We start from the raw sequence: 24952 nt of genomic DNA on the forward strand, positions 1-24952 counted from the left end.
CATTACACTAAAAACAAAAATGCAGAGCCCGGCAGCATCAGCTGCCCTTCTGGTTACTAAACTGCTGGTAGGCGCCACTGTCCCTGAGGGCCTTGGTTACTTCAGGCGGCATGTAATTTTCGTCGTGCTTTGCCAACACTTCGTCGGCATTGAGCACACCGGATGCATCGAGCTTGCCTAACGCGACGATCCCCTGCCCTTCGCGAAACAGATCCGGCAGGATGCCATGGTACCTGATGGAAATGTGTTGAACGCCATCACTCACGATGAAGCGTACATCGAGCGAGTCGGCCGATCGCTGGAGAGAGCCCCGCTCGACCATACCGCCCGCCCTGATACGAGTGCCCACGGGGGCTTCACCCGAAACGATCTGGCTGGGCGTGTAGAACAGGTTGATGTTCTGTTGCAATGCCGACAAAGCCAGGGCCACGGCGACCCCAACGCCAGCCAGAATCGCCAGAATGATCAAAAGACGTTTTTTACGGACAGCATTCACGGGTTCATCTCCCGACGCAGGCGGCGTGCTTCGCTCTGCAGATAACGACGGTGTGCCAGCCGTGGCATCACGATATTGATTATCAGGACCAGTGCAGTGATTCCGTAAGCTGACCACACATAAGGTCCGTGATGACCCATGGCCAGAAACTCGCCTATCGAATGAAACGTCATGCTTTACCCCTTTTACCAAGGCTCTCTTCAACCACTGCCTTGGCCCAAGACGTTCGTGATTCGCGGCGTAAGATTTCAAGACGCATGCGCATCAGGACAACAGCGCCGAAGAAACAATAAAAACCAACCACCATTATTAGAAGCGGAAGCCACATCTCGATGGGCATTGCCGGTTTTTCGGTAAGCGTGAACGTGGCAGGCTGATGTAGGGTGTTCCACCATTCAACGCTATATTTAATGATTGGCAGGTTGATAACACCTACGATGGCGAGTACCGCGCAGGCCTTGGCCGAACTTTCCCGATTGGAAATAGCCTGCCCCAACGCAATGATGCCGAAATACAGGAACAGCAGGATTAACATGGAAGTCAGCCGTGCATCCCACACCCACCAGGCACCCCAGGTTGGCTTGCCCCATATCGACCCGGTTACCAGCGCAACAAAAGTCATCCAGGCGCCTACGGGCGCTGCGCATTTGAGTGCGACATCGGCCAGCTTCATTTTCCAGACCAGGCTTACTACCCCGGCAATTGCCAGAAGCAGATACCCCGACTGCGCCAAAAATGCAGCAGGTACATGGATATAGATGATGCGAAAGCTATTACCCTGCTGATAATCCTGCGGCGCAAAGACCAGGCCCCATACCATGCCTACTATAACGAAGCATGCCGCCGCCCACGCCAGGATGGGCAACCACCGGCTACTGATCTCGTAAAACCATTTGGGCGAGCCCAGTTTATGAAAAAACGTCCACTTCATGACTGTTCCACATTATTCACCCACACTGATCCGTAACCCAGCGCCAATAGCGAACGGAGAGAACGTCAGCGATAAAACCATCAAACTTCCCAGCCACAAAAGCTGTCCTGCGGCGGGCATTCCATGAAGAGAGGCTTGCAATGCACCGCTGCCCAGAATGAGCACCGGAATGTAAAGCGGAAGAATAAGCAGAGCCAGCAGCAACCCGCCCCGCTTGAGCCCTACAGTCAGCGCTGCACCTACAGCACCCAGTAAACTCAACACAGGCGTACCGAGCAGCAACGATAGCAGCAGCACCCCCAAACACTGGACAGGAAGCCCCAGCATGAGCGCCAGGACAGGCGAGAGCACGATTAGCGCCAGCCCGGTAAACACCCAGTGCGCCATCACCTTGGCCAATACCAGAACAAAGAGTGGGTGCGGCGAGAGCACCCATTGCTCAAGTGAGCCGTCCTCAAAATCGCTACGAAACAGGCCGTCCAGTGAAAGCAATACCGCCAACAAGGCAGCGACCCAAATCAACCCTGGCGACAGCTCTTTCAACAGCTGGCTTTCAGGTCCCACCGCCAGGGGAAACAGGGCAATCACGATCGCAAAGAACACCAAGGGATTGGCCAGCTCCACCGGGCGTCGGCATAGCAGTAGCGATTCACGTTTAAGCAGAAGCACGAAGAGCCCGCTCATGAGCCCCCCTGCCCTAGCTCTAGCTGGCGATAGCGCGTCGGCGTTTGCGTCATTTGATGATGCGTAGTAAGCACCACTGCTCCACCCTGTTCACAGTGCTGGTTCAAATGCCGCTCAAGATGCTCCACCGCTTGGAGGTCGAGAGCCGTAAACGGCTCATCGAGTATCCACAAGGCAGGAGGGTCAAGATACAGGCGAGCCAATGCGACACGACGCTGTTGTCCGGCAGAGAGCGTATGGCAGGGAACATCCTCGAAGCCAGACAGCCCTACGCTATCCAGAGCCTGCCAGATTGCTTCCCGAGTGGCGGGCCTGTTTAAGGCGCACAACCATGTGAGGTTTTCCTCGGCAGTCAGGAGTCCCTTGATTCCAGTCGCATGGCCAAGCCAGAGTAACTGCCTGAACGGCTCGTGTCGCTGCCTACCAGCCAGACGCACCTCACCGGCCGTTGGAGCCATAAGCCCTGCCAGAAGACGTAGCAGACTGGTTTTACCGCTGCCATTCGGCCCCATTATCTGCAGCATTTCACCAGATTCGAGCACAAGATCCAGCTGCTCGAACAGCACGCGCTCGTCACGCTCACAGGTGAGCGCAACGGCTTCAAGACAAGGGGGTATCACTACACGCAACCATTGGCATCAAGTCGGAACGGAATCGGCCGCTATAGTAGGCTGGAAACAAGACCAAGCCCGTCAATTGGCCAGCATTATACACATCACGCCAGCCTGGACGACCGACTGCATGAAACTATCAGAGTGGCTACATGGCTGACATAGGCACTATCCGCCCCGCTTCTGCCCCAGTTGTCCCAACGCGGGCAGCGTTACCCGCCGAGCCGGCCGTGCGGATTACCTTGCCGACAGAAAGCCCTCTGCTGCCCGGCGAAACAGCCCAGGCGCAAGTTGTTGCCCTTAAGCAGAACCTGCAGAGTTTTCAGTTATTGCTGCAGTTGACGCTTGCCAATGGACGTCAACTTACCCTACCGGCGGAAAGCACTTCACCCCTGCCAACCGGTTCGCTACTAAACATCATGGCGTTATCGTCTACCCGCCTGGCTGTACAGATCGAGGCCAAGGCAGAGACGCCTTTGAAAAGCCTGGATACCAAAGCGCTTCCGCCAGGCACCCTGCTGCAGACGCGAGTGGTCAGCAGTCAACCAGCCGACGCCTCTGAGGGGCAGATATCCTTCAAATCCGTTGTGACATTGCTCAACGGTGCCCTTGCAGGCAAACAACTGATAATCGAATCGCTAAATGCCCTTAAGCCCGGCAGCCTGATAACGGTTGCGGTACGCGATGCACAGCAGGTTGCTCTGGTGCCCTCCAGCGGAAGACTCGATCAGATTGAGCTGGGACAGCAGTTGACGGCTCAGTTCCAACGACAAGGCTCGCTGGCCCAGTTGTTTCAAGCTCTGCCGCTACTAACGGACTCGCCCGCCACGCCCGGCGTGTTGCGCGATACGCTTGGTCAGCTGCTCGCCTCCGTACCCGAGGTTGAAGAACTCAAGAACCCGGATGTCGTAAAAACCCTGTTCGAGCGAAGCGGCATTTTGCTGGAGCGACACCTTACTTCAGGTGAGACTGAACGGCTGCCGCAGGATTACAAGACGCTCCTGCTCCGCCTAATCAGTCAACTGAGCCAGACTACAACGACTTCGACCACTTTTCCTCCTCAAGCCGGCGTGCCAAACCTGCCAGGAAGCCTGCGCAATGCCCTAACGGCATTGGGCCAAGGGAACCCTAAGCATGCTGCGTTGAGCTTTCCTCTGCCGTCACGGATAGTTAGCTCGCTGCTGCAGGAAGGCATGGAGCTTGAAGAATTGCTCAAGTTGGCAACAGCAGCCCTATCACGCCTGCAAACTCATCAGCTGTCAGGCGTTGAACAGACACAGCACTACCCGGATGGATCCATGCTGCTTACCTGGCAAGGGGAACTTCCCATGCGTAACGGTGAGCGCATCACCAGTCTGCAATACAAGCTGCAAGAGGAACGCCCTTCCAAAAGCGCTGGCGAACTGCGTGACAGCATCTGGAAACTCGATCTTGCCTTTGACCTCGAGCCGCTTGGCAATATGCAGGTCGAAGCCAAACTTGCTCGCGGTACGCTTTCAAGCCAGTTCTGGGCCGAGCAGAAGGAAACCGCTGCGCTCATCACCCATGAGCTGGAGCACTTCAAGGAGCAATTGCTTGAGGCCGGACTTCTGGTAGGCGAGCTGCAATGCACACTGGGAAAACCGGTGCGTGGACTACGCACTCACATTGAAGAACGCTGGATAGATGAAAGCGCATGAGTACTTCGAAGCAGGCTATTGCACTGGTCTATGACGGCCAGACCGCTCCCACCCTAACAGCCAAAGGCGATGCAGATCTTGCCGAAGCCATTCTGGCATTGGCCAGAGAGCACGAAATCCCTATCTATGAGAACGCTGACCTGGTACGCCTGCTGGCACGCCTTGAGCTTGGCGATGCCATTCCTGAAGCGCTGTACCGCACGATTGCCGAAATCATCGCGTTCGCCTGGTATCTGAAGGGTAAGCATCCGCAGAGCCTGTCATGCAGGCAGGATGATCCCATCCTATCGGCGCTATCCGGAAAATGCTGAAACATCTTATCGAGAGCACAAAAAAGCCATCAGTGCATGACTGATGGCTTTCCGGGAAATGAAGAAATGCAAGGCCTGCCGGATATGACACAAGATCTGTGGCAGGCTTGCGAGATGCACTTTGTCAGGATTGCTGACGCGCCTTATGCATCTTACTGATCAGTTCGGCCTCGGCCCGTGAAAGCCCGCAGGACTGAGTCAGATCATCGACACTGGCACCCAACCCCACAAGGCGCGCAGCCTGACTGAACGACAGGCTGGCCGGATCGCTTTGTTCGATACGGGTCAGCCTGTCAGGCAGGGGTGCAACCATCTCATTGATTTCATGCAATTGCTCCCCCATACGGACCGTGCCGGCCTGATAGGTTTCCAGCCGCTTGGCTAGAGCCCTCAAGCGCTTTTCGGTTGTTTCCTCATGCTGGGCAAGCTTTGACGCCTGCCGTTTAAGCTCCTGCCATAGCAGAAAGCAGGCACCCGCCAGCCCAAGGCAAATGAACACCAGCACGATCAACGCTGCCAACATTAGATACTTTCCAACTCAGACCATTCTTCTTCGCTCATCATCTTATCCAATTCGACAAGAATCAGCAGCTCGCCGTTCTTGTTGCAAACGCCCTGGATAAACTTGGCGGATTCATCGTTACCCACGTTTGGTGCGGTTTCGATTTCAGATTGACGTAAATAAACGACTTCAGCCACGCTGTCGACAAGAATACCAACGACTTGCTTGTCGGCCTCGATAATCACGATACGGGTGTTATCCGTGATCTCGGCAGAGTCCAGGCCAAAACGCTGACGTGTATCAATTACCGTCACGACGTTACCGCGCAGGTTGATGATACCCAGCACGTAGCTTGGAGCACCTGGCACCGGAGCTATTTCCGTATAGCGCAGCACTTCCTGAACCTGCATGACGTTGATACCGTACGTCTCGTTGTCCAGACGGAAGGTTACCCACTGCAGGATTGGATCTTCGGAACCTTGTGCAGACGTTTTCTTCATTTTCCCAGCCTCGTTGATACCGCCTTGGCGGTCTTGGCGGTCTTCCCGCCTTGGTTGATCCAGAATCGACCCCTTAAGCGTAGGTCAACCCTTCTATTGTTTCCTTTGCTTTGCAGCACCGCTTTCAATCAGCGCCGCAAGCGCCGATACATCCAGCAAGGCACACATATGCTCAATTACCGTTCCCGCCAGCCATGGCCGCTGGGATCGTTGCGTTCGCCATTTGACCTCGGCAGGGTCCAGACGTATCGAACGGCTGACCTGGTGTACCGCAATTCCCCAGTCATACCCTTCAACCGAGATAACGAACCGGAGGCCTTCCTTGAAGTCTTCGCGGTAGCGCTCTGGCATGACCCAGCGCGCGGCATCCAATACCTTCAAATTACCCTGCGGGCTGGGCAGGATGCCCAGGAACCAATCGGGCTGACCAAACAATGGCGTCAGCTCGCGGCCTTCCAGTGAATGAATCGTTCCCAAACATATCAGCGGCACAGCAAGGGTCAGCCCCGCCACGTCGAACAACAGACATTCAAACGGCTCTTCAGCCCATTCCGGCCTTCCGTCGTCGCTTACCTTGAAAGGCTGCACCTGCTGCTCGACAGCCTGAACAGTTCTTAACGGAATAACGGTATCGACAACTTTTTCCGGCTCTGCCACTACAGGCTTAACAACCGGCACCACAGGCAGGCTGTTCTGGGCAGGAGTTTCCCTGACCTGGGCATCGCGTGCCTTCTCCTCACGTACAGCCGCCTCGAACTCGTCCAAAGACACGCTTTGGACCGTAGGCGCAACAGGATCAGGCGCAGCCACGGACACCACTTCAACCAACGAGACGACAACCGCCTCATGCTGGAGGGCGGCAGGCGTCTCTACCGGCAGCTCGAGTGTCGCCTCCATCAGCAGCGCATCCAGATAGGACTGCAAAGCCAGCTGTGGACGAATTTCAGTGCTAGTAGAACGGCTCATGTCACGTATCACACTTCAAGATTGAAGAAACTATCGGCTGGATACCGCAAAAACTTGAGTACTGCATCACTATGTCTTCACGCGACGTTCATTGAGGCAGGCTGCATATCAAGCAGATGCTTAAGCAACGCCCTATATGCAATGACACCACGACTATTCGCATCGTTCTGCGAGGGGGTTATCCCTGCACGGCTGGCATCCCGCAGCTTGGTATCAATGGGAACGAACGCTTGCCACAGATGCTCGACGTAATTGTCTCGGAGGTATTTGAGTGTCCCCAGCGAAGCCTGGGTACGCCGGTCGAACAGCGTCGGTACGATCGTGTAAGGAAGCGCCTGTTTTCTGGAGCGGTTGATCATGGCCAATGTATTGACCATGCGCTCCAATCCTTTGATCGCCAGAAATTCCGTTTGCACAGGAATGACCAACTGCTGGCTTGCCGCCAATGCATTGACCATCAGAATGCCCAACAAGGGCGGACTGTCGATCAGGGCATAGTCAAACTCATTCCACAACTGCGCAAGGCTTTTGGAAATCACCAATCCCATGCCATTTTGCCCAGGTGACTGCCGTTCCAGTGTCGCCAGCGCCGTACTGGCCGGCAGCATCGAGATACGCTCATGGCTGGTCGGTAGCAGAAGTTGCTTGGGTAGCCCGTCCGGAACCTGCCCCTGATGCAGGAACAGTTCGAAGGCGCTGCGCTCCAGTCGATCCGGGTCCTGTCCAAAATAACTCGTCAAGGAGCCATGGGGGTCAAGATCGACCATCAGGACACGCTTGCCCGAGTCAGCCAGAAGCCCTGCCAGCGAAACAGACGTTGTTGTCTTGCCTACTCCGCCCTTTTGATTGGCTATTGCCCAAACTCTCACGTTCTACCCTCCCCAGGCAGCGTACTGCATTGCCAAGGCCAAGCCGCTGGATATACCAGCGGCGAAGATTTGACAGCGATTGGTTCTATCGCTTACTTGGAGGAAGCAGGTGCACTTTGCGTGCCATTTCTGCCGGAAGCGGAGCGCTCCTGAAAACCACCCACGCCACGGTGAATGTCGATATTTCGTGAAATGAGCAACACCACCCGACGGTTCCGCGCCCTGCCCTCAGGGGTGGAGTTATCTGCTATTGGTTGATAGCTGCCATACCCGACCACGGCGAGCCGTTCGGGTGTAACGCCATCACCAATCAGCAGCCGAGCAATACTGGCGGATCGCGCCGCTGAAAGCTCCCAGTTGGTGGGGTATTGGGGCGTACTGATGGGAATATTGTCAGTAAACCCTTCTACCTGAATCGGGTTCTTGTAAGGTGCCAGAATTTTGGCAACCTTCGCCATCAAGCCAAAGGCTGGATCGCCTGGAATGGCATCCCCGCTAGGAAAAAGCAGATTGGAATTCAGCTCGATTTCCAACCAGGTCTCGGTTGCCCTTAGAGTCATCTGATCTGAATTGATGAGATCGCCAAAGGCGTTCTGCATACTGGTTGCTATCTGCTCAAGCGGATCGACTGCTTGAGTAGTCGCCGGCGCGTTATCCGATGCAGGCGTATTCTGCTCGATGGTAGGCTGAACGCTGCGAGGCATCTGATCCCCAATGGGAATAGGTTTCATGGAGCGATCCGGCTCTGTAAAGATACCGGTCAGCGTCTCGGATAGAATCTTGTACTTGCCCTCATTGATGGATGAGATGGAATACATCACAACAAAGAAGGCAAACAGCAAGGTGATGAAATCCGCGTAGGACACCAGCCAGCGTTCGTGATTTTCATGCTCCTCGTGTCGACGGCGACGCATCGGTTACTCCATGAAGCCTTGCAGCTTGAGTTCGATGGAACGAGGGTTTTCACCTTCGCCAATAGACAGCAAACCTTCCAGAAGCATCTCCCGATAGCGAGTTTGACGCAGCACCATGCCTTTGAGCTTGTTGGCAATCGGAAGTAATAGCAGGTTGGCGAATGCAACCCCATAAATTGTGGCTACGAATGCAACAGCAATCCCGTTACCCAGCTGGGAAGGGTTTGCCAAGTTCTGCATGACATGGATAAGCCCCATCACGGCACCGATAATCCCAATGGTAGGCGCATACCCACCCATGGCCTCGAACAGCTTGGCCGCCTGGATATCACGATCTTCCTGGCCATACATATCGACTTCCAGAATGCTGCGAATGGCTTCAGGCTCGGCACCATCGACCAGTAGCTGCAGGCCTTTGCGGGCGAATGGATCACGTTCGGCATCCACGAGCGGTTCAAGCCCCAGCAGACCTTCCTTACGGGCAGACATGCTCCAGCCAATGATGCGATTGATACCGGCTGGCATGTCGACTCTTGGCGGCAGGAAAACCCAACTGAGCATTGTCAGGGAGCGCTTGAGAACACGGATAGGCGTCTGCAGCATGGCCGCACCGCATGTGCCGCCCAGTACGATCAGGGCAGCAGGCCCGTTGAGTAGAGCGGCGATGGTGCCGCCCTCAAGAAAATTACCTCCAATGATGGCAATAAAGGCCAACAGGATGCCAATCAGGCTCAAGACATCCACACATCATCTCCCTAAGGCATGGCAGCAAGCCAAAACCTGTCAAATTCAAATCCGGCGCCGCTCCTGCCTAGCAAGAGCGGTACCATTACATGCACGCGTCAGTAATGTGTCGACCGATGTCGTCAAGACTGTAGACGGCATCTGCCAGATTTGCCTTGACCACGGCCATGGGCATGCCATAAATCACGCAGCTGGCCTCGTCCTGCGCCCAGATCTGGCTACCACCCTGCTTGAGCAGGCGAGCACCCTCACGGCCATCAGAGCCCATGCCGGTCAGCACCACCGCCAATACCTTGTCCGGGAAAATCTTGGCCGCCGAGCCAAAGGTGATATCGACGCAGGGCTTGTAATTCAGCCGCTCATCGCCCGGCAATATCTTCACGCCGCCACGCCCGTCCAGCATCATCTGCTTGCCGCCAGGCGCCAGTAGCGCCAGCCCAGGACGAAGCTGATCGCCATCCTCAGCTTCCTTGACAGAAATCTTGCACAATTTGTCCAGACGCTCTGCAAACGCCTTGGTAAAGGCGGCAGGCATGTGCTGAATCAGCACGATTGGCGCTGGAAAGTTGGCAGGCAATTGGGTCAGTACCCGTTGCAACGCCACAGGACCACCGGTCGACGTACCGATGGCCACCAGCTTGTAATTCTTGCGCCGTGGCGCAGCACTGGTCACCGACGCTGAAGCCGAGGAGCCTGCCGGATGTGCCGAAGCAGTCCGCGCCGCCGGGCGAGGGGTTGTTGAGGTGGGTGCAGGCGCATGGGCCGACACACTTCCAGACGACAACCGGCGGTTGCTGCGCGCAATGGTATGGATCTTCTCGCACAACAAGCGCTTTACGCTCTCGGGATGGCGGGAAATATCCTCGAAATTCTTGGGTAGATAATCTACCGCACCCGCATCCAGCGCATCGAGCGTAACCCGAGCGCCTTCATGCGTCAGCGACGAAAACATCAGAACAGGCGTCGGGCACTTCTGCATGATGTGCCGAACGGCCGTAATGCCATCCATGAAGGGCATCTCATAATCCATGGTAACGACGTCGGGTTTCAACGCCATCACCTGATCAATCCCTTCACGCCCATTGGTCGCCGTACCGACGACCGTAATATTGGGATCACCCGCCAGGATTTCAGTCAAACGGCGGCGGAAGAAACCCGAATCATCCACCACCAACACTCTTACAGCCATATGACACTCCTAACGGCGGGGCTTCGACTCAAATACCGCGGCGCGCGTAGCGCTTGAGCATGCTCGGTACGTCAAGGATCAATGCGATCCGGCCATCACCTGTAATGGTGGCTCCCGACATACCCGGCGTTCCTTGCAACATCTTGCCTAATGGCTTGATGACTACTTCTTCCTGACCTACGAGTTGATCCACAACAAAACCGATGCGTTGCGTACCGACCGACAGGATAACAACGTGACCTTCCTGCTGTTGCTCATCGTAAGCTGCATCCTTGACCAGCCAGCGCTTGAGGTAGAACAGCGGCAGTGCTTTGTCGCGAACCACGACCACTTCCTGACCGTCGACCACATTGGTGCGGGAGAGGTCCAGGTGGAAGATCTCGTTCACGTTGACCAGTGGGAATGCAAAGGCCTGATCGCCCAGCATTACCATCAGGGTTGGCATGATCGCCAGGGTCAGCGGGACCTTGATCACAATCTTGGAGCCCTGCCCCTTGTTGGAGAAGACGTTTACCGTGCCGTTAAGCTGGGTAATCTTGGTCTTCACCACGTCCATGCCCACACCACGACCGGAAATATCGGAGATTTCGGTCTTGGTTGAAAAGCCTGGTGCAAAGATCAGGTTGTAGCATTCAAGATCGGTCAGACGCTCCGCCGCATCCTTATCGAGCAGGCCTTTTTCAACAGCCTTGGCGCGCAGAGCGTTGGGATCCATTCCTTTACCATCGTCAGAGATCGCCAACAGGATATGATCGCCCTCCTGCTCTGCAGACAGAACGACACGGCCCGCACGGGCTTTGCCATTCTTCTCGCGCTCGGCAGGCTCCTCGATTCCATGGTCGACCGCGTTGCGCACCAAGTGCACCAGCGGGTCAGCCAAGGCCTCTACCAAGTTCTTGTCGAGATCGGTTTCTTCACCCACAAGCTCAAGGTTGATTTCTTTCTTCAGGTTGCGCGCCAAGTCACGAACCAGACGCGGGAAGCGTCCGAATACCTTCTTGATTGGCTGCATGCGCGTCTTCATGACCGAGGTCTGAAGATCCGCGGTCACAACGTCCAGGTTCGATACAGCCTTGGCCATGGCCTCATCGCCGCTGTTCAGCCCAAGACGAACCAGACGATTGCGCACCAGCACCAGCTCACCGACCATGTTCATGATCTCGTCGAGACGGGCGGTGTCCACACGCACGGTTGTTTCAGCTTCGCTGGCCGGCTTCTCGCCTGCCGGAGCAGCCGCCGCACGCGGTTCAGCTTTGGGTGCTGCACTGGCTGCCGGTGTTGGGGCCGCTGCAGGCTGGGGCTTCGCCACAGGAGCAGATGCTGCCTTGGTAACCGGAGCAGGTGCAGGCGCTACAGGAGCAGCCGCAACACCACCGTCGAAACGGCCCTTTCCATGCAGCTCATCCAGCAGGGACTCGAACTCGTCATCCGTGATTTCATCACCTGACTTGGCTACCGGAGCAGCAGCCTTGGCAGGTTCGGACGGCGCTGCAACAGCAGCATCAAACTTACCTTTGCCGTGCAGCTGATCCAGCAGAGATTCAAACTCGTCATCCGTGATCTCGTCACCTGACTTGGCTACCGGAGCAGCAGCCTTGGCAGGCTCGGACGGCGCTGCAACAGCAGCATCAAACTTACCTTTGCCGTGCAGCTGATCCAGCAGAGATTCAAACTCGTCATCGGTGATTTCGTCGCCAGATGCAGGTACGGCCGAGCCAACGGCTGCCACAGGTGCAGGCTCATTCCCGATTGCATCGAGGAGTCGGTCAAACTCATCGTCGCTTACATCACTGGCAGCAGGTGCCTGGACAGCAACCACAGGGGTCTGAACCGGCTCCACAGCAGTGGGAGCAGGTTCGGCGCCCTCAGGCTCCGCCAGACGTGCCAAGGCAGCCAGCAGCTCAGGAGTAGCCGGTGTCGGCTCAGTACGCTCACGTACCTGGCCGAACATTTCGTTTACCGTATCCAGAGCTTGAAGGACAACGTCCATCAGCTCGGCATCAACGCGGCGCTCACCCTTACGCAGGATGTCGAACACGTTTTCGGCAATGTGGCAGCACTCAACAAGGGCGTGCAACTGGAGGAAGCCTGCCCCTCCCTTTACCGTGTGGAATCCACGGAAGATGGCGTTGAGAAGATTCATATCATCCGGGCGGCTTTCGAGTTCCACCAATTGCTCGGACAACAATTCGAGAATCTCGCCGGCCTCTACCAGGAAATCCTGGAGGATTTCTTCATCGGCGTCGAAGCTCATTCATGCACTCTCCAAAAAGGCCAGGTTTAGAAACCAAGGCTGGACAGAAGGTCATCTACGTCATCCTGGCTGGATACGACGTCTTCTCTTTTATCGGCATGAATCTGCGGACCTTCACCCTTCGAAGACTTTTCTTTTTGAATTTCTTCGATGGCCTTGACGTGGTCGTGGCTAATTCCTGCATAACGATCCACCTGACCGGCCATACGGACCAGCTTGACGAGATCGCGCTCGACTTGTGTAACAAGGTTCGTCACACGCTTGATGACTTGGCCTGTAAGATCCTGGTAATCCTGCGCCAGCAGGATGTCGTTCAGCAGCGAAGACAGCTTGTGGGCGTCCTCGTCGCTGCGCCCCAGAAACGCACCGACGCGCTTGGCCAGCTCGCGGAACTCCTCGGCACTGAGCTCGCGCCGCATAAAGCGGCCCCACTCGGCGTGGAGGTCATGAGCGTCCTTACCAAATGATTCGATAAGCGGTGTGCTGGCATCGACCAAGTCCATGGTACGGTTGGCAGCACGCTCCGTCATTTCCACAACGTAGCTTAGGCGATCGGTGGCGTCTGCAATGTTTGTCACTTCATTGGCATAGGACGCCTGGGGATCGATCTGGAAGTTGACGATCGCGTTGTGCAACTCACGCGTCAGCTTGCCGATTTCCTGATACAGACCACGATCTCGCACCTGATTGAGCTCATTGATGAGCTGCACTGCCTGGCTGAAATTGCCATCTTCAAGGCTGGCAACCAGCTCTTGGGCATGCTTTTTCAGGGTCGATTCCAGGTCTTCGAATGATTTACTGCCAAGGTCCATAACATCCTCGAGATGGTTATCAGCCGTTGACCCGCTCAAAGATCTTGTCGATCTTTTCTTTGAGCACCTGGGCAGTAAACGGCTTCACAACGTAACCATTCACACCCGCTTGAGCTGCCTCGACAATTTGTTCGCGCTTGGCTTCGGCCGTTACCATCAGAACAGGCAGGTTCTTCAGGCGTGCATCGGCACGGACTTCCCGTAGCAGGTCGATACCGGTCATACCCGGCATGTTCCAGTCCGTTACCAGGAAGTCGAAGTTGCCGCTTTGCAGCATCGGCAACGCCGTCAAGCCGTCGTCGGCCTCGGTAGTATTGGTGAACCCCAGATCTCGCAGCAGATTCTTGATGATGCGTCTCATGGTGGAAAAATCGTCCACGATGAGAATTTTCATATCTTTGTCCAAGTCGACCTCCATCCTTACCCCAGACATGCCTTTTCAAAGGCATGCCATACATGCTTAGTGTTTTGCCTTAGCGCGAACGCCATTCAGCCAGACGAGCCCGCAGACGTGCTGCGCACTGACTGTGCAGTTGACAGACTCGGGATTCACTTACCCCAAGCACCTCTCCGATTTCCTTTAGGTTCAACTCCTCGTCGTAATACAGCGACAAGACGAGACGCTCACGCTCTGGAAGATTGGCGATGGCTTCCGCCAGGGCCTGCTTGAAACGATCATCTTCCAGTCCTCGACCTGGCTCGAAATCATGGGCTCCGCTCTCTTCGAGACCGTGCTCACCCTCTTCCATCAAGTCATCGAAGCTGAACAGGCGACTTCCCAATGTGTCATTGAGAATGCCGTAATATTCTTCAAGGCTTACACCAAGTTCGGCAGCAACTTCAGGATCTTTAGCGTCACGACCCGTTCTTGCTTCAACAGCACGAATCGCATCGGCCACCATACGGCTGTTACGATGCACCGAACGAGGTGCCCAATCACCTTTGCGAACCTCGTCCAGCATGGCTCCGCGGATACGGATACCGGCATAGGTTTCAAAGCTTGCACCTTTGCCGGCATCGTACTTCTTGGAGGCCTCGAGCAGGCCGATCATGCCGGCCTGCATGAGATCTTCCACCTGTACATTGGCAGGCAGACGCGCCAACAGGTGATAGGCAATGCGCTTGACCAGCGGCGCATACTGATTGATCAGTTGCTCCTGCTGTGAATGGGTCTGAGATTTACTGTACATACGGAGACCGCTGGACGCTGTCATACATTTGGCCCTACAGTGGGTTGCACCAATCGTTCGACGAAAAACTCCAAGTGACCGCGTGGGTTGGCCGGCAAGGGCCAAGCATCCACCTTCTGGGCAATAGCCCGGAAAGCCAGAGCGGCTTTGGAGCGCGGGTATGCTTCGTATACGGACCGCTGCTTCTGGACGGCTTTCCGTACACATTCATCAAAAGGAACCGCACCCACATACTGCAGAGCCACATCCAAGAAACGGTCAGTTACCTTGGTCAGCTTAGCAAAGAGATTGCGACCTTCCTGGGGCGTCAATGTCATATTCGCCAGTACGCGAAACCGCGTGATTCCATGATCGCGGTTGAACATCTTGATAAGCGCATAAGCGTCCGTGATCGAAGTAGGCTCATCACAGACCACCAGAAGCACCTCCTGGGCAGCCCGTACAAAGCTCACGACCGAATCACCGATGCCGGCAGCTGTATCGACAACAAGCACATCGATATCGTTGCTGATGTCACTGAATGCCTGGATCAGACCGGCATGTTGAAGAGACGACAACTGCACCATGGCTTGCGCACCGGAAGCGGCCGGAACGACCCGGATACCGCCAGGGCCTTGCAAAATCACGTCGCGAAGATCACATTTACCTTCGATCACATCGGCGAGCGTCTGCTTCGGGGTCAAACCGAGCAGAACGTCGACGTTTGCCAAGCCCAAGTCGGCATCGAGCAACATGACACGTCGGCCCAGTTCAGCCAACGCTAGCGAAAGGTTTACCGAAACGTTGGTTTTTCCAACGCCTCCCTTGCCGCCTGTCACTGCAATTACCTGTACGGGATGCATACCCATTGCTGTACACCTATGAAAAACCAGCCAGCCCGTAGAGGGCATTTATGGTGTAGCCAGATCGTTATGCTAACGAGCCAGCTGGCACTTAAACCTGAAGCGTGTACTGCTTTCTGACACTACGACGCCTGTAAACCTTCTATTGCAAAAACCTTACCCAACTCGCAAAAAACTGTAATTTAACCGACGCGCTTGGCCGGCTTTTGATAAAGCTCGGCAAACATATCCGCCATGGTTTCCTCTGCAGGCTCCTCGGTCAGCTGACGATTGACTGCACGGCTAACCAGCTGATGCTTGCGCGCAATATGCAGGTCGTCAGGGATGCGAGGACCGTCGGAGAGATAGGCTACCGGGATATGATGGCTAATGGCTATACCGAGCGCTTCACCCAACGTCGCGGACTCATCCAGTTTGGTCAGAACACAACCAGCCAGACCGCACCCCTTGTAGTTGTGATAAGCCGCTTTTAGCACCTGGCTCTGGCTGGTTACTGCCATGACCAGATAGCTACGAATCTTCAGTTTCTCATTAGCCAGCGCTTCCAGCTGCAGACGCAGGGAGGGGTCATTGGCCGGGATACCTGCCGTATCGATCAGGACCATGCGCTTGCGAGCCAGTGGCTCAAGCGCCTGAGCCAACGACTGACGTGGATCTACAACGGTAACCGGCACATCGAGAATATGACCCAACGTCTTGATTTGTTCTTGGGCCCCGATGCGATGGCTATCCATGGTGACCAGCGCAAGACTTTGCGCGCCATACTTCAGAACATAGCTCGCTGCCATTTTGGACAGCGTAGTGGTCTTGCCCGATCCGGCGGGACCGACGAACGCGACGATACCGCCCTCTTCCAGCAGATCAACCTGGGGCGTGTCGATTGCCTGGGTCAGGTGGGCCAGCAGCATACGCCAGGCCTGACGGGGCTCGTTCACACTTGCCACACGCGCCATCAGGTCACGGCACAGATCAGCCGGAAGTCCCATGCGTTGCAGGCGGCGCCAGAAGTTTGCTTCGTCAGGACGCTTGTCCTGCATCTGGCCCCAGGCGATAGAGCCCAGCTGCACTTCAATCAATTCACGTAGCCCGGTGATCTCGGAGCGCATGGCATCCAGCGCGCGGCGCTCTTCGGCAGAAGGCGCGGCGGCAACGGCAGGTGCTGGCTGGGCAACTTTGGGCTCGGAGATAACAGGTTCCTGGCGAGCGCTGATCTGCTCACTGCCAAAGAGTTGACTAGCGTTGGCTTGCGGCGCAGCGATACCCTGGTTAGGCGAGCGAATGGCCAGTTCAGCGTGGGCTTCGGCGATACGCACTTGGGTTTTACGCAGCTCGGCTTCCAGCGCAGCATTCGGCGCAGTAGGAGTCGGCGCTTGATAATCCAGGGCAGCGGTCAGCTCAATGCCACCGGCAACACGGCGATTGCTCAGGATCGCGGCATCTGCACCCAGTTCGTCACGAACCATTTTCATGGCTTGACGCATATCAGCAGCAAAAAAGCGTTTAACTTGCATGGTTCAAACCTCAGCCGTTCTGGCCAACCGTTGCGATAATGGTGACTTGTTTGTTATCCGGAATTTCCTGATAAGCCAGCACAGACATAGTGGGAACTGCCATTCGAGCGAAGCGGGACATCATCCCGCGAATCGCACCGGCTACCAGTAACACGACTGGCTTACCCATCATTTCTTGACGCTGTGCTGCATCTACCAGAGAGCGTTGCAATTTCTCGGCCATTCCTGGTTCCAGGAACATGCCATCTTCAACACCCTGTCCAGCCTTCTGCATACCATTAAGCAACATCTGTTCCAATCTCGGTTCCAGCGTAATAACAGGCAGCTCGGGCTCCAGTCCAATGATGTTTTGGACGATTGCACGGGACAGCGCCACACGAACCGACGAAACCATGACGGCGGGATCTTGACTACGCGGCGCCACATTCGCAATAGCCTCAGCAATCGTACGAACATCACGTACCGAGACCTGCTCCTGCAGCAATTGCTGCAATACCTTAAGAAGCGTAGACAAGGAAATCATGCCTGGCACCAGTTCTTCGGCCAACTTGGGCGAACTCTTGGCCAGAAGCTGCAGTAATTGCTGCACTTCTTCATGCCCCAACAGCTCGTGGGCATGCTTTTGGAGAACCTGGTTGAGGTGGGTCGCAACGACCGTGCTGGCATCGACCACGGTATAGCCTAGGGACTGCGCCTGATCACGCTGACTGACGTCAATCCAAACCGCATCAAGGCCAAACGCCGGATCTTTGGCAATCACACCATTTAACGTGCCGAATACCTGACCCGGGTTTATAGCCAGTTCGCGGTCCGGATAGATTTCGGCTTCCGCAACATTCACGCCCATCAACGTCAAACGATAAGCATTGGGCATCAGTTCCAGGTTGTCGCGAATATGCACAGCGGGCATAAGGAAGCCAAGATCCTGGGACAGCTTCTTGCGAACACCCTTGATACGCGTTAGCAGCTCACCGCCCTGGTTGCGATCTACCAAAGGAATCAGGCGATAACCTACTTCCAGGCCAACCATGTCGACAGGCGTTACGTCATCCCAGCCCAGCTCCTTGGTTTCAGCGGGGCGCTGTACGGGGGCCAACTCCTGCTGACGCTGAGCTTCCTGCTCGGCCACTTGCTTGACCTTGCGCTGGCGATCCCAGATGAAATAGGCACCGGCAGCAGCCATGAAGCCCAAACCCAAGAACGGCACGTGCGGCATGCCGGGTACCAGCCCCATAGCAATGATGATGGCCGCAGAGACAGCAAGCGCCTTTGGCGAGGCGAACATTTGACGGTTGACCTGCTGCCCCATGTCTTCGGAAGAAGACACACGGGTTACCATGATGGCAGCCGCAACGGACAGCAACAGCGAAGGCACCTGGGCAACCAGGCCGTCACCAATAGTCAGCAGTGCATAGATACGGCCTGCATCGGCAATGCTCAGGTTATGCTGCATCATCCCGATCGCGATACCACCGAGCAGGTTGATGAACAGTACCAGCAGACCGGCAACCGCGTCACCGCGAACGAATTTGCTGGCACCATCCATCGAACCGTAGAAGTCAGCTTCCTGACCTACCTCGGCACGACGCTTCTTTGCTTCGGCCTGATCGATCACACCGGCGTTCAGGTCAGCGTCGATGGCCATCTGCTTACCAGGCATGGCGTCCAGAGTGAAACGCGCGGATACTTCGGAGATACGACCAGCACCCTTGGTCACTACCACAAAGTTGATGATCATCAGGATGGCGAACACGACCGCACCGACAACGTAGTTACCACCCACCACTACGTCACCAAAGGCCTGAATCACCTTACCGGCAGCGGCATGGCCATCATGACCATGCAAAAGAACGACACGTGTAGACGCCACGTTCAATGCCAGGCGCAGCAACGTGGCCACGAGCAGAATCGTCGGAAACACCGCAAAGTCCAAAGGCCGTAGCGCATAAACGCTTACCAGCAATACCACGATCGACAGCGCGATATTGAAGGTAAACAGCACGTCCAGCAGAAACGGCGGGATCGGCAATGTCATCATGCCGAGCATGGCCAGAACCAATATCGGTACAGCCAGGTTACCGCGGCTCAGGCTGCGAACATTGGTCAACATTTGCCCGTGATTAACTTTCACAGTCGTTCCTCTTGAATGCCTTGCATATCAATCTTTTGACGTCAGAGCGTCTTGATACAGGCTATTCAGCAAGCAACGGGCCAAGTTCCTCTTTTGTTTGAATTTGTTGCGTTTGCGCCTGTTATATCGGCCTGCCAGGCTGTTTTCTTGAGGCCGGCCTTTAGCCATCGTTGATACGAGCACTGTAATAAGGAAACCTGAACACGCATATGAGGTCCCTTCACAAGACGCGCATAAAAGTGGATAACAGGAGAACCCGATGAAAAAATGGATTGCCGTAACGCTGATGTCAGCAGGACTCGCTGGTATGGCCCAGGCGGATGACGCCGTGACTGTTCCATTAAATATCGCAACAGAGAAAGGTCCGGGCGAAAGTGTAGGCAGCGTCACCATCGTAAAGACTGACTACGGCTTGGTATTTACACCTGAGCTAAAAGGTCTGGAGCCAGGGACACATGGATTCCATATTCATGCCAAACCCAGCTGTGATGCTGCAGAAGTCGATGGCAAGAACACACCGGCAGGCGCCGCAGGCGGTCACTGGGACCCTGAGAATACCGGCAAGCATGACGCTCCCTGGGGCGACGGCCATAAAGGTGATCTGCCCGCCCTTTATGTCACAAGCGACGGAACAGCCTCACAGCCCGTGCTGGCGCCGCGCCTCAAGGACTTGAATGAAATCAAAGGTCACGCCCTCATGGTTCACGTAGGCGGCGATAACCACTCGGATCATCCCAAGCCGCTAGGCGGTGGTGGAGCCCGGATGGCGTGCGGGGTTATCAAGTAATAAAAAGGCCCCGTTCAGCGGGGCCTTTCTTATCTACTCGTCACGCTGTAAATCTGGCGGGATAGGCGGCTCATGCGGTTGCTCTGGACGCCGGCCCTGACCAGCTTTGTACTGCTTGAGCTGATAAACGTAGGCCAGCACTTGCGCCACAGCGATGTAAAGCCCTGCCGGAATCTCTCTATCGATATCAGTGGAATAGTACACCGCTCGCGCCAGGGCGGGTGATTCAAGCGTCGTAACGGCATGCTCCTGAGCAAGCTCACGAATCTTCAACGCCACAAAGTCGCTACCTTTGGCTACTAGGATTGGCGCGCCTCCGGTTGCAGCGTCATACTTTAGCGCCACAGCATAATGTGTTGGGTTGGTGATAATGACGTCGGCCTCTGGCACAGCGGTCATCATGCGACGTTGCGCCATTTCGCGCTGCATCTGGCGCATCCGCCCTTTTACTTCGGGCTTGCCTTCGCTGTCCTTGTATTCATCCTTGATCTGCTGCTTGGTCATCATCAGCTTTTTCTTGTTGCTATACCATTGGAACGGTACGTCAATAGCTGCGATAAGTAATAGCCCTAAAGACACCATCAACGCTGCATGTCCCGCCACTTTTATACTATGGATAATGGCACTGCCTAAAGGCTCCTTTGCAATGGACAGCAACGCATCGCGCTCAGACAAGAGAACCATGATAGCGATGGTTAGCAGCAGAACGAACTTGGCCAGCGCCTTGCCCAACTCCATCAGCGCATGGGTCGAAAACATGCGCTTGAGTCCTGAAAGAGGGTTCATTCGACTGAACTTGGGCTGAAGGGATTTGCTGGAAAACAAGAAGCCTCCCAGTGCAATCGGGCCAATAACGGCAGCCAGCACAAGGACGAGAAAAACCGGCATCATGCCCAGCATGGCGGCCTTGCCGGATGTTAGCAGCATGATCCCCATGTTCCGCTCATCCAGAACGGCCTCACGGTTCAGTGAAAAACTGCCGCGCATCAGGTCGAGTAAAGCGTCCCCAAGTACTGAACCAAACGCCAGAAGCGCTATCAGCCCACCCATTACAACCGTCAGCGTGCCAAGCTCACGGGATCGGGGTAACTGCCCCTCCTCGCGCGCCTCCCGCTTACGTTTGTCGGTGGGCTCCTCTGTACGGTCTTCACTGCTGGATTCGTCCGACACGGCGACCTCCTGCCTATCGCGCTCGCACCAGCTCTCGGAGCCATTGCAGCGCTTCGGTGACTAATGATTCGTAGTGCGAAAAGATATCCGCTGTACCAATCCAGATAATGACCAGACCCAGCGTTACGGTTAAGGGCATGCCAATGGAAAAAATGTTGAGTTGAGGCGCTGCGCGGGTCATTACGCCAAAAGCAAGGTTCACGACCAGCAGTGCCGTAATAGCAGGCAAGACCAGTAATACGCCTGCACCAAGCACCCAACTCAATTTACCGGCCAGCTCCCAAAAATGATCGACAGACAGCAACTGACCAACCGGTAGTGTGGTAAAGCTTTCTGCCAGGATTTCCATGACGATCAAGTGTCCGTTCATGGACAGGAACAGCAGCGTCACCAGTACGTTGAAGAACTGCCCCAGCACCGGCACCGAAATGCCATTGGCCGGATCGACCATCGATGCAAAGCTAAGTCCTGCCTGGGTGGAGAGTAGCTGCCCAGCAATCACGAAGACGTGAAAGAACAGCTGGAGGCTAAAACCCATCAGAGCGCCAATCAGGATCTGCTCTGCAATCAGCGGCAAGGCCTGTACGCTCACGGCATCGACCTGTGGCATGGGGGGCAGCGTAGGCACCAGCAGAGCGGTAAAGGCCAACGCCATATAGAGCTTTACGCGCGCGGGAACCATATTGGTCCCGATGATAGGCATCGTCATAAAGACGGCAGCAATACGGAACAGAGGCAGCAGGAACGTACCGACCCAGCCACCAATCTGCGCATCACTCAGCTCAAGCATGACTTAACCAATCAACATCGGAACATTGGTGATCATGTTGCGCATGAACTCCATCAGCTCACGGGTGAGCCAAGGCCCTAGGACAATCAGCGTCAACAACGTGACAATCAGTCGAGGCAGAAAACTCAAGGTCTGCTCGTTGATCTGTGTAGCAGCCTGGAACATTGAAACCACCAGGCCCACCAGCAAGCTCGGCACGATCAGAATGCCTACAAGCAATGCCGTCAACCAGAGCGCTTGCCGAAACAGATCTACGGCTACTTCAGGCGTCATGGGGTATCTCCTCTTAGACAGTACCGAAGCTGCCAGCCAGCGTACCCATGATCAACGACCAACCGTCAACCAGCACGAACAGCATCAGCTTGAACGGTAACGAGATGATCATCGGTGAAAGCATCATCATGCCCATCCCCATCAGCACGCTGGCCACCACCAAGTCAATTACCAGGAATGGAATAAAGATCATGAAGCCGATCTGGAAGGCTGTTTTCAATTCGGATGTCACAAAGGCTGGAACCACGATCGTCAGCGGCGCCTGATCAGGTGTGGCGATGTCCGTACGCTTGGATAGCCGCATGAACATGTCCAGATCGGATTGCCGGGTCTGCGCCAACATGAAGTCCTTGATTGGCCCCTCTGCCCGCGCAATTGCATCCTGGGCCGTCAGCTGCTCGTTCATATAGGGCTGCAAGGCATCGTTATTAATGCGGTCAAAGACCGGCGCCATGATGAACAATGTCAGGAACAGTGCCAGTCCGATCAACACCTGGTTTGACGGCGTTGTCTGCAAGCCCAGGGCTTGGCGGAGAATGGCGAATACAATGATGATCCGTGTAAAACTGGTCATCAGCATGACAAACGCTGGAATGAAACTCAGCGCCGTCATGATCAGCAGGATCTGCAGGCTTACGGAGTACTCCTGCTGGCCGTTGGCGTTTGTACTCATGGTAATAGCGGAAATGGACAACGGATTATTAGCCCCATTTTCCTGCCCAAACGCCAAAGGTGCCGCCAGTGCTACCAGCACAAGCAGGCAATTACGAAGCAAACGAAGATTGGATTTCAACAACGTCGTAAACACACCGCTTGTACCAGTCAGCACCAGTTCATTCTCCGCACCACTCGCGCGAAAGACTTCAATGAGTCGAATCTCATGACTTATCCTTTGGGTCGCGGCTGATCAGCTCGAAAAGCCGTTGAGCAAACTCTGGCGAAGCCGGTTGCTCATCGGCCAGGCGAACCGGTTCCTTCATCACATGCAAAGGAGTAATACGCCCAGCCGTAAGTCCTACAAGTATCTGCTCCTGCCCTACCTGCACCAGCACCAGTCTCTCTCGCGGTCCCAGATGCTGGGTGGCTACCAATTTGATAGCATTATTGCCACGCGGCCCCACCTGCTGTACCCGACGGATAAGCCAGGCCAGCCCGAAAATCAGGCCAATGATCAGCAGCAGACCCAACACGAGTTGTGTCAGCTGCGATCCCATATTGGTTGACGGTGCAGCTGTTTCAGCCGCTTGAGAGACAAGCGGCAACGTAGCCAGTAGAGCAATGAGCATTCGCATAAGGTCAGCGTAGTTTCTTGATACGTTCACTGGGGCTGATGACATCGGTCAGCCGGATACCGAACTTCTCGTTAACCACCACCACCTCGCCGTGAGCAATCAAGGTACCGTTGACCAGTACATCGAGCGGCTCTCCCGCCAGGCGATCCAGCTCGATAACCGAGCCCTGATTCAGTTGTAGCAGGTTCCGGATGGAAATGTCGGTATGGCCGACTTCCATCGAAATCATGACAGGAATGTCCAGAATCACATCCAGGTTCGGACCTTCCATACCGGTAATCTGCTGATTGTTACCCTGGATTCCGGCAAACTCTTCTACAGGCGCGCGTGAGGCGGGACTAGCGCCCTGAGCCATCATCGCATCGATTTCATCCTGATTGGATTCGCCTGCCTCTGCCATCGCCGCGGCCCACTCATCAGCCAGAGCCTGTTCTTCGCTGTTAGTGTTTTGATCTGCCATCTTAACCTCAATCTAAAACGGTGAGCCTATGGCTCGAAAGAAATAAAAGCATTCAGTCAAAATCGCATCAGCGAGAGCTCTTGACCGGTTCAATAATTTGCAAGGCCAGGTTTCCTTTACGAGCCCCCATTTTTACCTTGAACGTTGGCATACCATTGGCGCGCATCAGCATTTCCTCCGGCATCTCAACTGGAATTACATCGCCAGGCTGCATATGCAGGATGTCACGTAGCCTGAGCTGACGACGCACCACCGTCGCTTCCAGCGGTACACGGATATCCAGAAGATCTTCGCGCATAGCCTTGACCCAGCGCTCGTCCTGATCATCCACATCCGACTGGAAGCCGGCGTCCAGCATTTCACGGATAGGCTCGATCATCGAATATGGCATGGCGATATGCAGCTCACCGCCGCCGCCGTCCAACTCGATGCTGAAAGAGCTGACCACTACCACCTCGTTCGGACTGACAATGTTTGCCATGGCCGGGTTGACTTCGGAGTTGATGTACTCGAACTGACACGCGAGCATTGCACCCCAGGCCTCTTTAAGGTCAACGAAGCACTGGTCAAGCACCATGCGTACAACACGCAGCTCGGTCGGCGTAAACTCACGACCTTCAATCTTGGCGTGACGGCCATCGCCACCAAAGAAGTTGTCTACCAGCTTGAACACCAACTTGGCATCCAGAATAAACAGTGCCGTACCACGCAAAGGCTTGATCTTCACCATGTTCAAGCTGGTCGGTACATACAGCGAGCGAACATACTCACCGAACTTCAAGACCTGCACACCCCCTACGGACACGTCAGCCGAGCGACGAAGCAGGTTGAACATGCTGACCCGGGTATAGCGGGCAAAGCGCTCGTTGATCATCTCCAATGTCGGCATCCGCCCACGGACGATACGATCCTGGCTAGTCAGGTCATACCCTCTGACCGAGCCTGTAGGCGCTATAGGATCCGTTTCGACAAGACCATCATCGACGCCGTGAAGAAGCGCGTCGATTTCATCCTGAGACAGTAAATCTTGTACAGACATGGCAA

29 protein-coding genes are annotated in these 24952 nt (G+C 55.3%); 3 read left to right on the forward strand and 26 right to left on the reverse strand.

Translation table 11 applies throughout. The features are described from left to right. Positions 1-37 precede the first annotated feature (37 nt). From ccmE to ccmA, 5 genes are read right to left on the reverse strand one after another with little or no spacing between them, the layout of a single operon-like run. On the reverse strand, positions 38-496 hold the full coding sequence (gene ccmE, locus PLU01S_RS13520; RefSeq protein WP_010797955.1) for a cytochrome c maturation protein CcmE: 459 nt from the start codon (positions 494-496) through the stop codon (positions 38-40). Continuing rightward, positions 493-669 carry a heme exporter protein CcmD gene (gene ccmD, locus PLU01S_RS13525; protein ID WP_019365132.1) on the reverse strand — a complete coding sequence of 59 codons (177 nt, stop codon included), beginning with the start codon at positions 667-669 and terminating at the stop codon, positions 493-495. The genes ccmE and ccmD overlap by 4 nt, the downstream gene beginning before the upstream one ends. Beyond that, complete coding sequence (locus PLU01S_RS13530; protein WP_074825287.1) at positions 666-1427, reverse strand: heme ABC transporter permease; 762 nt, start codon at positions 1425-1427, stop codon at positions 666-668. Before PLU01S_RS13530 ends, ccmD begins: the two co-directional genes overlap by 4 nt. Positions 1428-1439: 12 nt before the next feature. After that, a complete protein-coding gene (ccmB, locus tag PLU01S_RS13535) occupies positions 1440-2111 on the reverse strand; it encodes a heme exporter protein CcmB (RefSeq protein WP_074825285.1) in 672 nt (223 codons plus the stop codon). After that, entirely contained in the window at positions 2108-2731 is a 624-nt protein-coding gene (gene ccmA / locus PLU01S_RS13540; RefSeq protein ID WP_074825281.1) for a cytochrome c biogenesis heme-transporting ATPase CcmA, read from the reverse strand. Before ccmA ends, ccmB begins: the two co-directional genes overlap by 4 nt. Before the next feature lie 143 nt (positions 2732-2874). On the opposite strand from ccmA, the gene fliK reads away from it, so the two are divergent. Both fliK and PLU01S_RS13550 read left to right on the forward strand, forming a co-directional pair. Further along, positions 2875-4401, forward strand: a complete 1527-nt coding sequence (gene fliK, locus PLU01S_RS13545) for a flagellar hook-length control protein FliK (protein WP_074825280.1) — start codon at positions 2875-2877, stop codon at positions 4399-4401. After that, positions 4398-4712, forward strand: coding sequence for an EscU/YscU/HrcU family type III secretion system export apparatus switch protein (locus PLU01S_RS13550; RefSeq protein ID WP_074825278.1), 315 nt, complete (start codon positions 4398-4400; stop codon positions 4710-4712). The genes fliK and PLU01S_RS13550 overlap by 4 nt, the downstream gene beginning before the upstream one ends. A 124-nt stretch (positions 4713-4836) precedes the next feature. Here the strand turns inward: PLU01S_RS13550 and PLU01S_RS13555 are convergent, their stop codons facing one another. The 14 genes from PLU01S_RS13555 to flhA form a co-directional block, all read right to left on the reverse strand. Next, positions 4837-5235, reverse strand: coding sequence for a DUF2802 domain-containing protein (locus PLU01S_RS13555; protein ID WP_010797948.1), 399 nt, complete (start codon positions 5233-5235; stop codon positions 4837-4839). Further along, positions 5235-5714, reverse strand: a complete 480-nt coding sequence (locus PLU01S_RS13560) for a chemotaxis protein CheW (protein WP_010797947.1) — start codon at positions 5712-5714, stop codon at positions 5235-5237. Before PLU01S_RS13560 ends, PLU01S_RS13555 begins: the two co-directional genes overlap by 1 nt. A gap of 93 nt (positions 5715-5807) precedes the next feature. Continuing rightward, positions 5808-6680, reverse strand: a complete 873-nt coding sequence (locus PLU01S_RS13565) for a CheW domain-containing protein (protein WP_074825276.1) — start codon at positions 6678-6680, stop codon at positions 5808-5810. A 77-nt stretch (positions 6681-6757) separates the two neighbouring features. Beyond that, entirely contained in the window at positions 6758-7549 is a 792-nt protein-coding gene (locus PLU01S_RS13570; RefSeq protein WP_074825274.1) for a ParA family protein, read from the reverse strand. A gap of 92 nt (positions 7550-7641) precedes the next feature. Then, complete coding sequence (gene motD, locus PLU01S_RS13575; protein ID WP_074825271.1) at positions 7642-8463, reverse strand: flagellar motor protein MotD; 822 nt, start codon at positions 8461-8463, stop codon at positions 7642-7644. Positions 8464-8466: 3 nt separating this feature from the next. Beyond that, positions 8467-9207 (reverse strand): flagellar motor protein, encoded by a 741-nt coding sequence (locus PLU01S_RS13580; RefSeq protein ID WP_010797943.1) that lies wholly within the window; start codon positions 9205-9207, stop codon positions 8467-8469. A gap of 85 nt (positions 9208-9292) precedes the next feature. Beyond that, the gene (locus PLU01S_RS13585) at positions 9293-10396 is read right to left on the reverse strand and encodes a protein-glutamate methylesterase/protein-glutamine glutaminase (protein ID WP_074825269.1); all 1104 of its coding nucleotides are present in this window, start codon (positions 10394-10396) and stop codon (positions 9293-9295) included. 28 nt (positions 10397-10424) lie between these two features. Next, a complete protein-coding gene (locus PLU01S_RS13590) occupies positions 10425-12650 on the reverse strand; it encodes a chemotaxis protein CheA (RefSeq protein ID WP_074825267.1) in 2226 nt (741 codons plus the stop codon). A 26-nt stretch (positions 12651-12676) separates the two neighbouring features. Continuing rightward, entirely contained in the window at positions 12677-13462 is a 786-nt protein-coding gene (locus PLU01S_RS13595; protein ID WP_010797940.1) for a protein phosphatase CheZ, read from the reverse strand. A 19-nt stretch (positions 13463-13481) separates the two neighbouring features. Further along, the gene (locus PLU01S_RS13600) at positions 13482-13856 is read right to left on the reverse strand and encodes a chemotaxis response regulator CheY (RefSeq protein ID WP_173869067.1); all 375 of its coding nucleotides are present in this window, start codon (positions 13854-13856) and stop codon (positions 13482-13484) included. A 79-nt stretch (positions 13857-13935) separates the two neighbouring features. Continuing rightward, positions 13936-14676, reverse strand: a complete 741-nt coding sequence (gene fliA, locus PLU01S_RS13605) for an RNA polymerase sigma factor FliA (RefSeq protein ID WP_010797938.1) — start codon at positions 14674-14676, stop codon at positions 13936-13938. After that, positions 14673-15500 carry a flagellar synthesis regulator FleN gene (gene fleN, locus PLU01S_RS13610; RefSeq protein WP_074825264.1) on the reverse strand — a complete coding sequence of 276 codons (828 nt, stop codon included), beginning with the start codon at positions 15498-15500 and terminating at the stop codon, positions 14673-14675. The genes fliA and fleN overlap by 4 nt, the downstream gene beginning before the upstream one ends. A gap of 176 nt (positions 15501-15676) precedes the next feature. Next, positions 15677-17005: a flagellar biosynthesis GTPase FlhF gene (flhF, locus tag PLU01S_RS13615; protein WP_074825261.1), complete on the reverse strand. Its 1329-nt coding sequence runs from the start codon at positions 17003-17005 to the stop codon at positions 15677-15679. 10 nt (positions 17006-17015) lie between these two features. Next, positions 17016-19115 carry a flagellar biosynthesis protein FlhA gene (gene flhA, locus PLU01S_RS13620; RefSeq protein ID WP_074825259.1) on the reverse strand — a complete coding sequence of 700 codons (2100 nt, stop codon included), beginning with the start codon at positions 19113-19115 and terminating at the stop codon, positions 17016-17018. Positions 19116-19395: 280 nt separating this feature from the next. Between flhA and sodC the strand changes: the two genes are divergently transcribed. After that, the gene (gene sodC, locus PLU01S_RS13625) at positions 19396-19923 is read left to right on the forward strand and encodes a superoxide dismutase family protein (protein WP_074825257.1); all 528 of its coding nucleotides are present in this window, start codon (positions 19396-19398) and stop codon (positions 19921-19923) included. A 33-nt stretch (positions 19924-19956) separates the two neighbouring features. Here the strand turns inward: sodC and flhB are convergent, their stop codons facing one another. The 7 genes from flhB to fliM form a co-directional block, all read right to left on the reverse strand. Beyond that, positions 19957-21093: a flagellar biosynthesis protein FlhB gene (gene flhB, locus PLU01S_RS13630; RefSeq protein WP_074825255.1), complete on the reverse strand. Its 1137-nt coding sequence runs from the start codon at positions 21091-21093 to the stop codon at positions 19957-19959. 13 nt (positions 21094-21106) lie between these two features. Further along, complete coding sequence (gene fliR / locus PLU01S_RS13635; protein ID WP_074825253.1) at positions 21107-21883, reverse strand: flagellar biosynthetic protein FliR; 777 nt, start codon at positions 21881-21883, stop codon at positions 21107-21109. Positions 21884-21886: 3 nt separating this feature from the next. Further along, on the reverse strand, positions 21887-22156 hold the full coding sequence (gene fliQ / locus PLU01S_RS13640; protein ID WP_010797931.1) for a flagellar biosynthesis protein FliQ: 270 nt from the start codon (positions 22154-22156) through the stop codon (positions 21887-21889). 13 nt (positions 22157-22169) lie between these two features. Then, positions 22170-22952, reverse strand: coding sequence for a flagellar type III secretion system pore protein FliP (gene fliP, locus PLU01S_RS13645; protein WP_026003850.1), 783 nt, complete (start codon positions 22950-22952; stop codon positions 22170-22172). A gap of 82 nt (positions 22953-23034) precedes the next feature. Then, a complete protein-coding gene (gene fliO / locus PLU01S_RS13650) occupies positions 23035-23448 on the reverse strand; it encodes a flagellar biosynthetic protein FliO (RefSeq protein ID WP_010797929.1) in 414 nt (137 codons plus the stop codon). Between the two features lie 4 nt (positions 23449-23452). Continuing rightward, entirely contained in the window at positions 23453-23908 is a 456-nt protein-coding gene (gene fliN, locus PLU01S_RS13655) for a flagellar motor switch protein FliN (protein ID WP_074825251.1), read from the reverse strand. Between the two features lie 67 nt (positions 23909-23975). After that, positions 23976-24947: a flagellar motor switch protein FliM gene (fliM, locus tag PLU01S_RS13660; RefSeq protein ID WP_074825249.1), complete on the reverse strand. Its 972-nt coding sequence runs from the start codon at positions 24945-24947 to the stop codon at positions 23976-23978. Between the last annotated feature and the right edge of the window lie 5 nt (positions 24948-24952).

Source organism: Pseudomonas luteola NBRC 103146 (assembly GCF_002091675.1).
GTDB lineage: Bacteria > Pseudomonadota > Gammaproteobacteria > Pseudomonadales > Pseudomonadaceae > Chryseomonas > Chryseomonas luteola.

Excerpts from the sequence above, each read along its gene's own strand:
- ccmD (WP_019365132.1), bottom strand. The coding sequence starts at position 669 with ATGACGTTTCATTCGATAGGCGAGTTTCTGGCCATGGGTCATCACGGA.
- PLU01S_RS13530 (WP_074825287.1), bottom strand. The coding sequence starts at position 1,427 with ATGAAGTGGACGTTTTTTCATAAACTGGGCTCGCCCAAATGGTTTTAC.
- ccmB (WP_074825285.1), bottom strand. The coding sequence starts at position 2,111 with ATGAGCGGGCTCTTCGTGCTTCTGCTTAAACGTGAATCGCTACTGCTA.
- fliK (WP_074825280.1), top strand. The coding sequence starts at position 2,875 with ATGGCTGACATAGGCACTATCCGCCCCGCTTCTGCCCCAGTTGTCCCA.
- PLU01S_RS13550 (WP_074825278.1), top strand. The coding sequence starts at position 4,398 with ATGAGTACTTCGAAGCAGGCTATTGCACTGGTCTATGACGGCCAGACC.
- PLU01S_RS13555 (WP_010797948.1), bottom strand. The coding sequence starts at position 5,235 with ATGTTGGCAGCGTTGATCGTGCTGGTGTTCATTTGCCTTGGGCTGGCG.
- PLU01S_RS13560 (WP_010797947.1), bottom strand. The coding sequence starts at position 5,714 with ATGAAGAAAACGTCTGCACAAGGTTCCGAAGATCCAATCCTGCAGTGG.
- PLU01S_RS13565 (WP_074825276.1), bottom strand. The coding sequence starts at position 6,680 with ATGAGCCGTTCTACTAGCACTGAAATTCGTCCACAGCTGGCTTTGCAG.
- motD (WP_074825271.1), bottom strand. The coding sequence starts at position 8,463 with ATGCGTCGCCGTCGACACGAGGAGCATGAAAATCACGAACGCTGGCTG.
- PLU01S_RS13585 (WP_074825269.1), bottom strand. The coding sequence starts at position 10,396 with ATGGCTGTAAGAGTGTTGGTGGTGGATGATTCGGGTTTCTTCCGCCGC.
- PLU01S_RS13590 (WP_074825267.1), bottom strand. The coding sequence starts at position 12,650 with ATGAGCTTCGACGCCGATGAAGAAATCCTCCAGGATTTCCTGGTAGAG.
- PLU01S_RS13595 (WP_010797940.1), bottom strand. The coding sequence starts at position 13,462 with ATGGACCTTGGCAGTAAATCATTCGAAGACCTGGAATCGACCCTGAAA.
- PLU01S_RS13600 (WP_173869067.1), bottom strand. The coding sequence starts at position 13,856 with ATGAAAATTCTCATCGTGGACGATTTTTCCACCATGAGACGCATCATC.
- fliA (WP_010797938.1), bottom strand. The coding sequence starts at position 14,676 with ATGACAGCGTCCAGCGGTCTCCGTATGTACAGTAAATCTCAGACCCAT.
- fleN (WP_074825264.1), bottom strand. The coding sequence starts at position 15,500 with ATGGGTATGCATCCCGTACAGGTAATTGCAGTGACAGGCGGCAAGGGA.
- flhF (WP_074825261.1), bottom strand. The coding sequence starts at position 17,005 with ATGCAAGTTAAACGCTTTTTTGCTGCTGATATGCGTCAAGCCATGAAA.
- flhA (WP_074825259.1), bottom strand. The coding sequence starts at position 19,115 with ATGTTGACCAATGTTCGCAGCCTGAGCCGCGGTAACCTGGCTGTACCG.
- sodC (WP_074825257.1), top strand. The coding sequence starts at position 19,396 with ATGAAAAAATGGATTGCCGTAACGCTGATGTCAGCAGGACTCGCTGGT.
- fliR (WP_074825253.1), bottom strand. The coding sequence starts at position 21,883 with ATGCTTGAGCTGAGTGATGCGCAGATTGGTGGCTGGGTCGGTACGTTC.
- fliQ (WP_010797931.1), bottom strand. The coding sequence starts at position 22,156 with ATGACGCCTGAAGTAGCCGTAGATCTGTTTCGGCAAGCGCTCTGGTTG.
- fliO (WP_010797929.1), bottom strand. The coding sequence starts at position 23,448 with ATGCGAATGCTCATTGCTCTACTGGCTACGTTGCCGCTTGTCTCTCAA.
- fliN (WP_074825251.1), bottom strand. The coding sequence starts at position 23,908 with ATGGCAGATCAAAACACTAACAGCGAAGAACAGGCTCTGGCTGATGAG.
- fliM (WP_074825249.1), bottom strand. The coding sequence starts at position 24,947 with ATGTCTGTACAAGATTTACTGTCTCAGGATGAAATCGACGCGCTTCTT.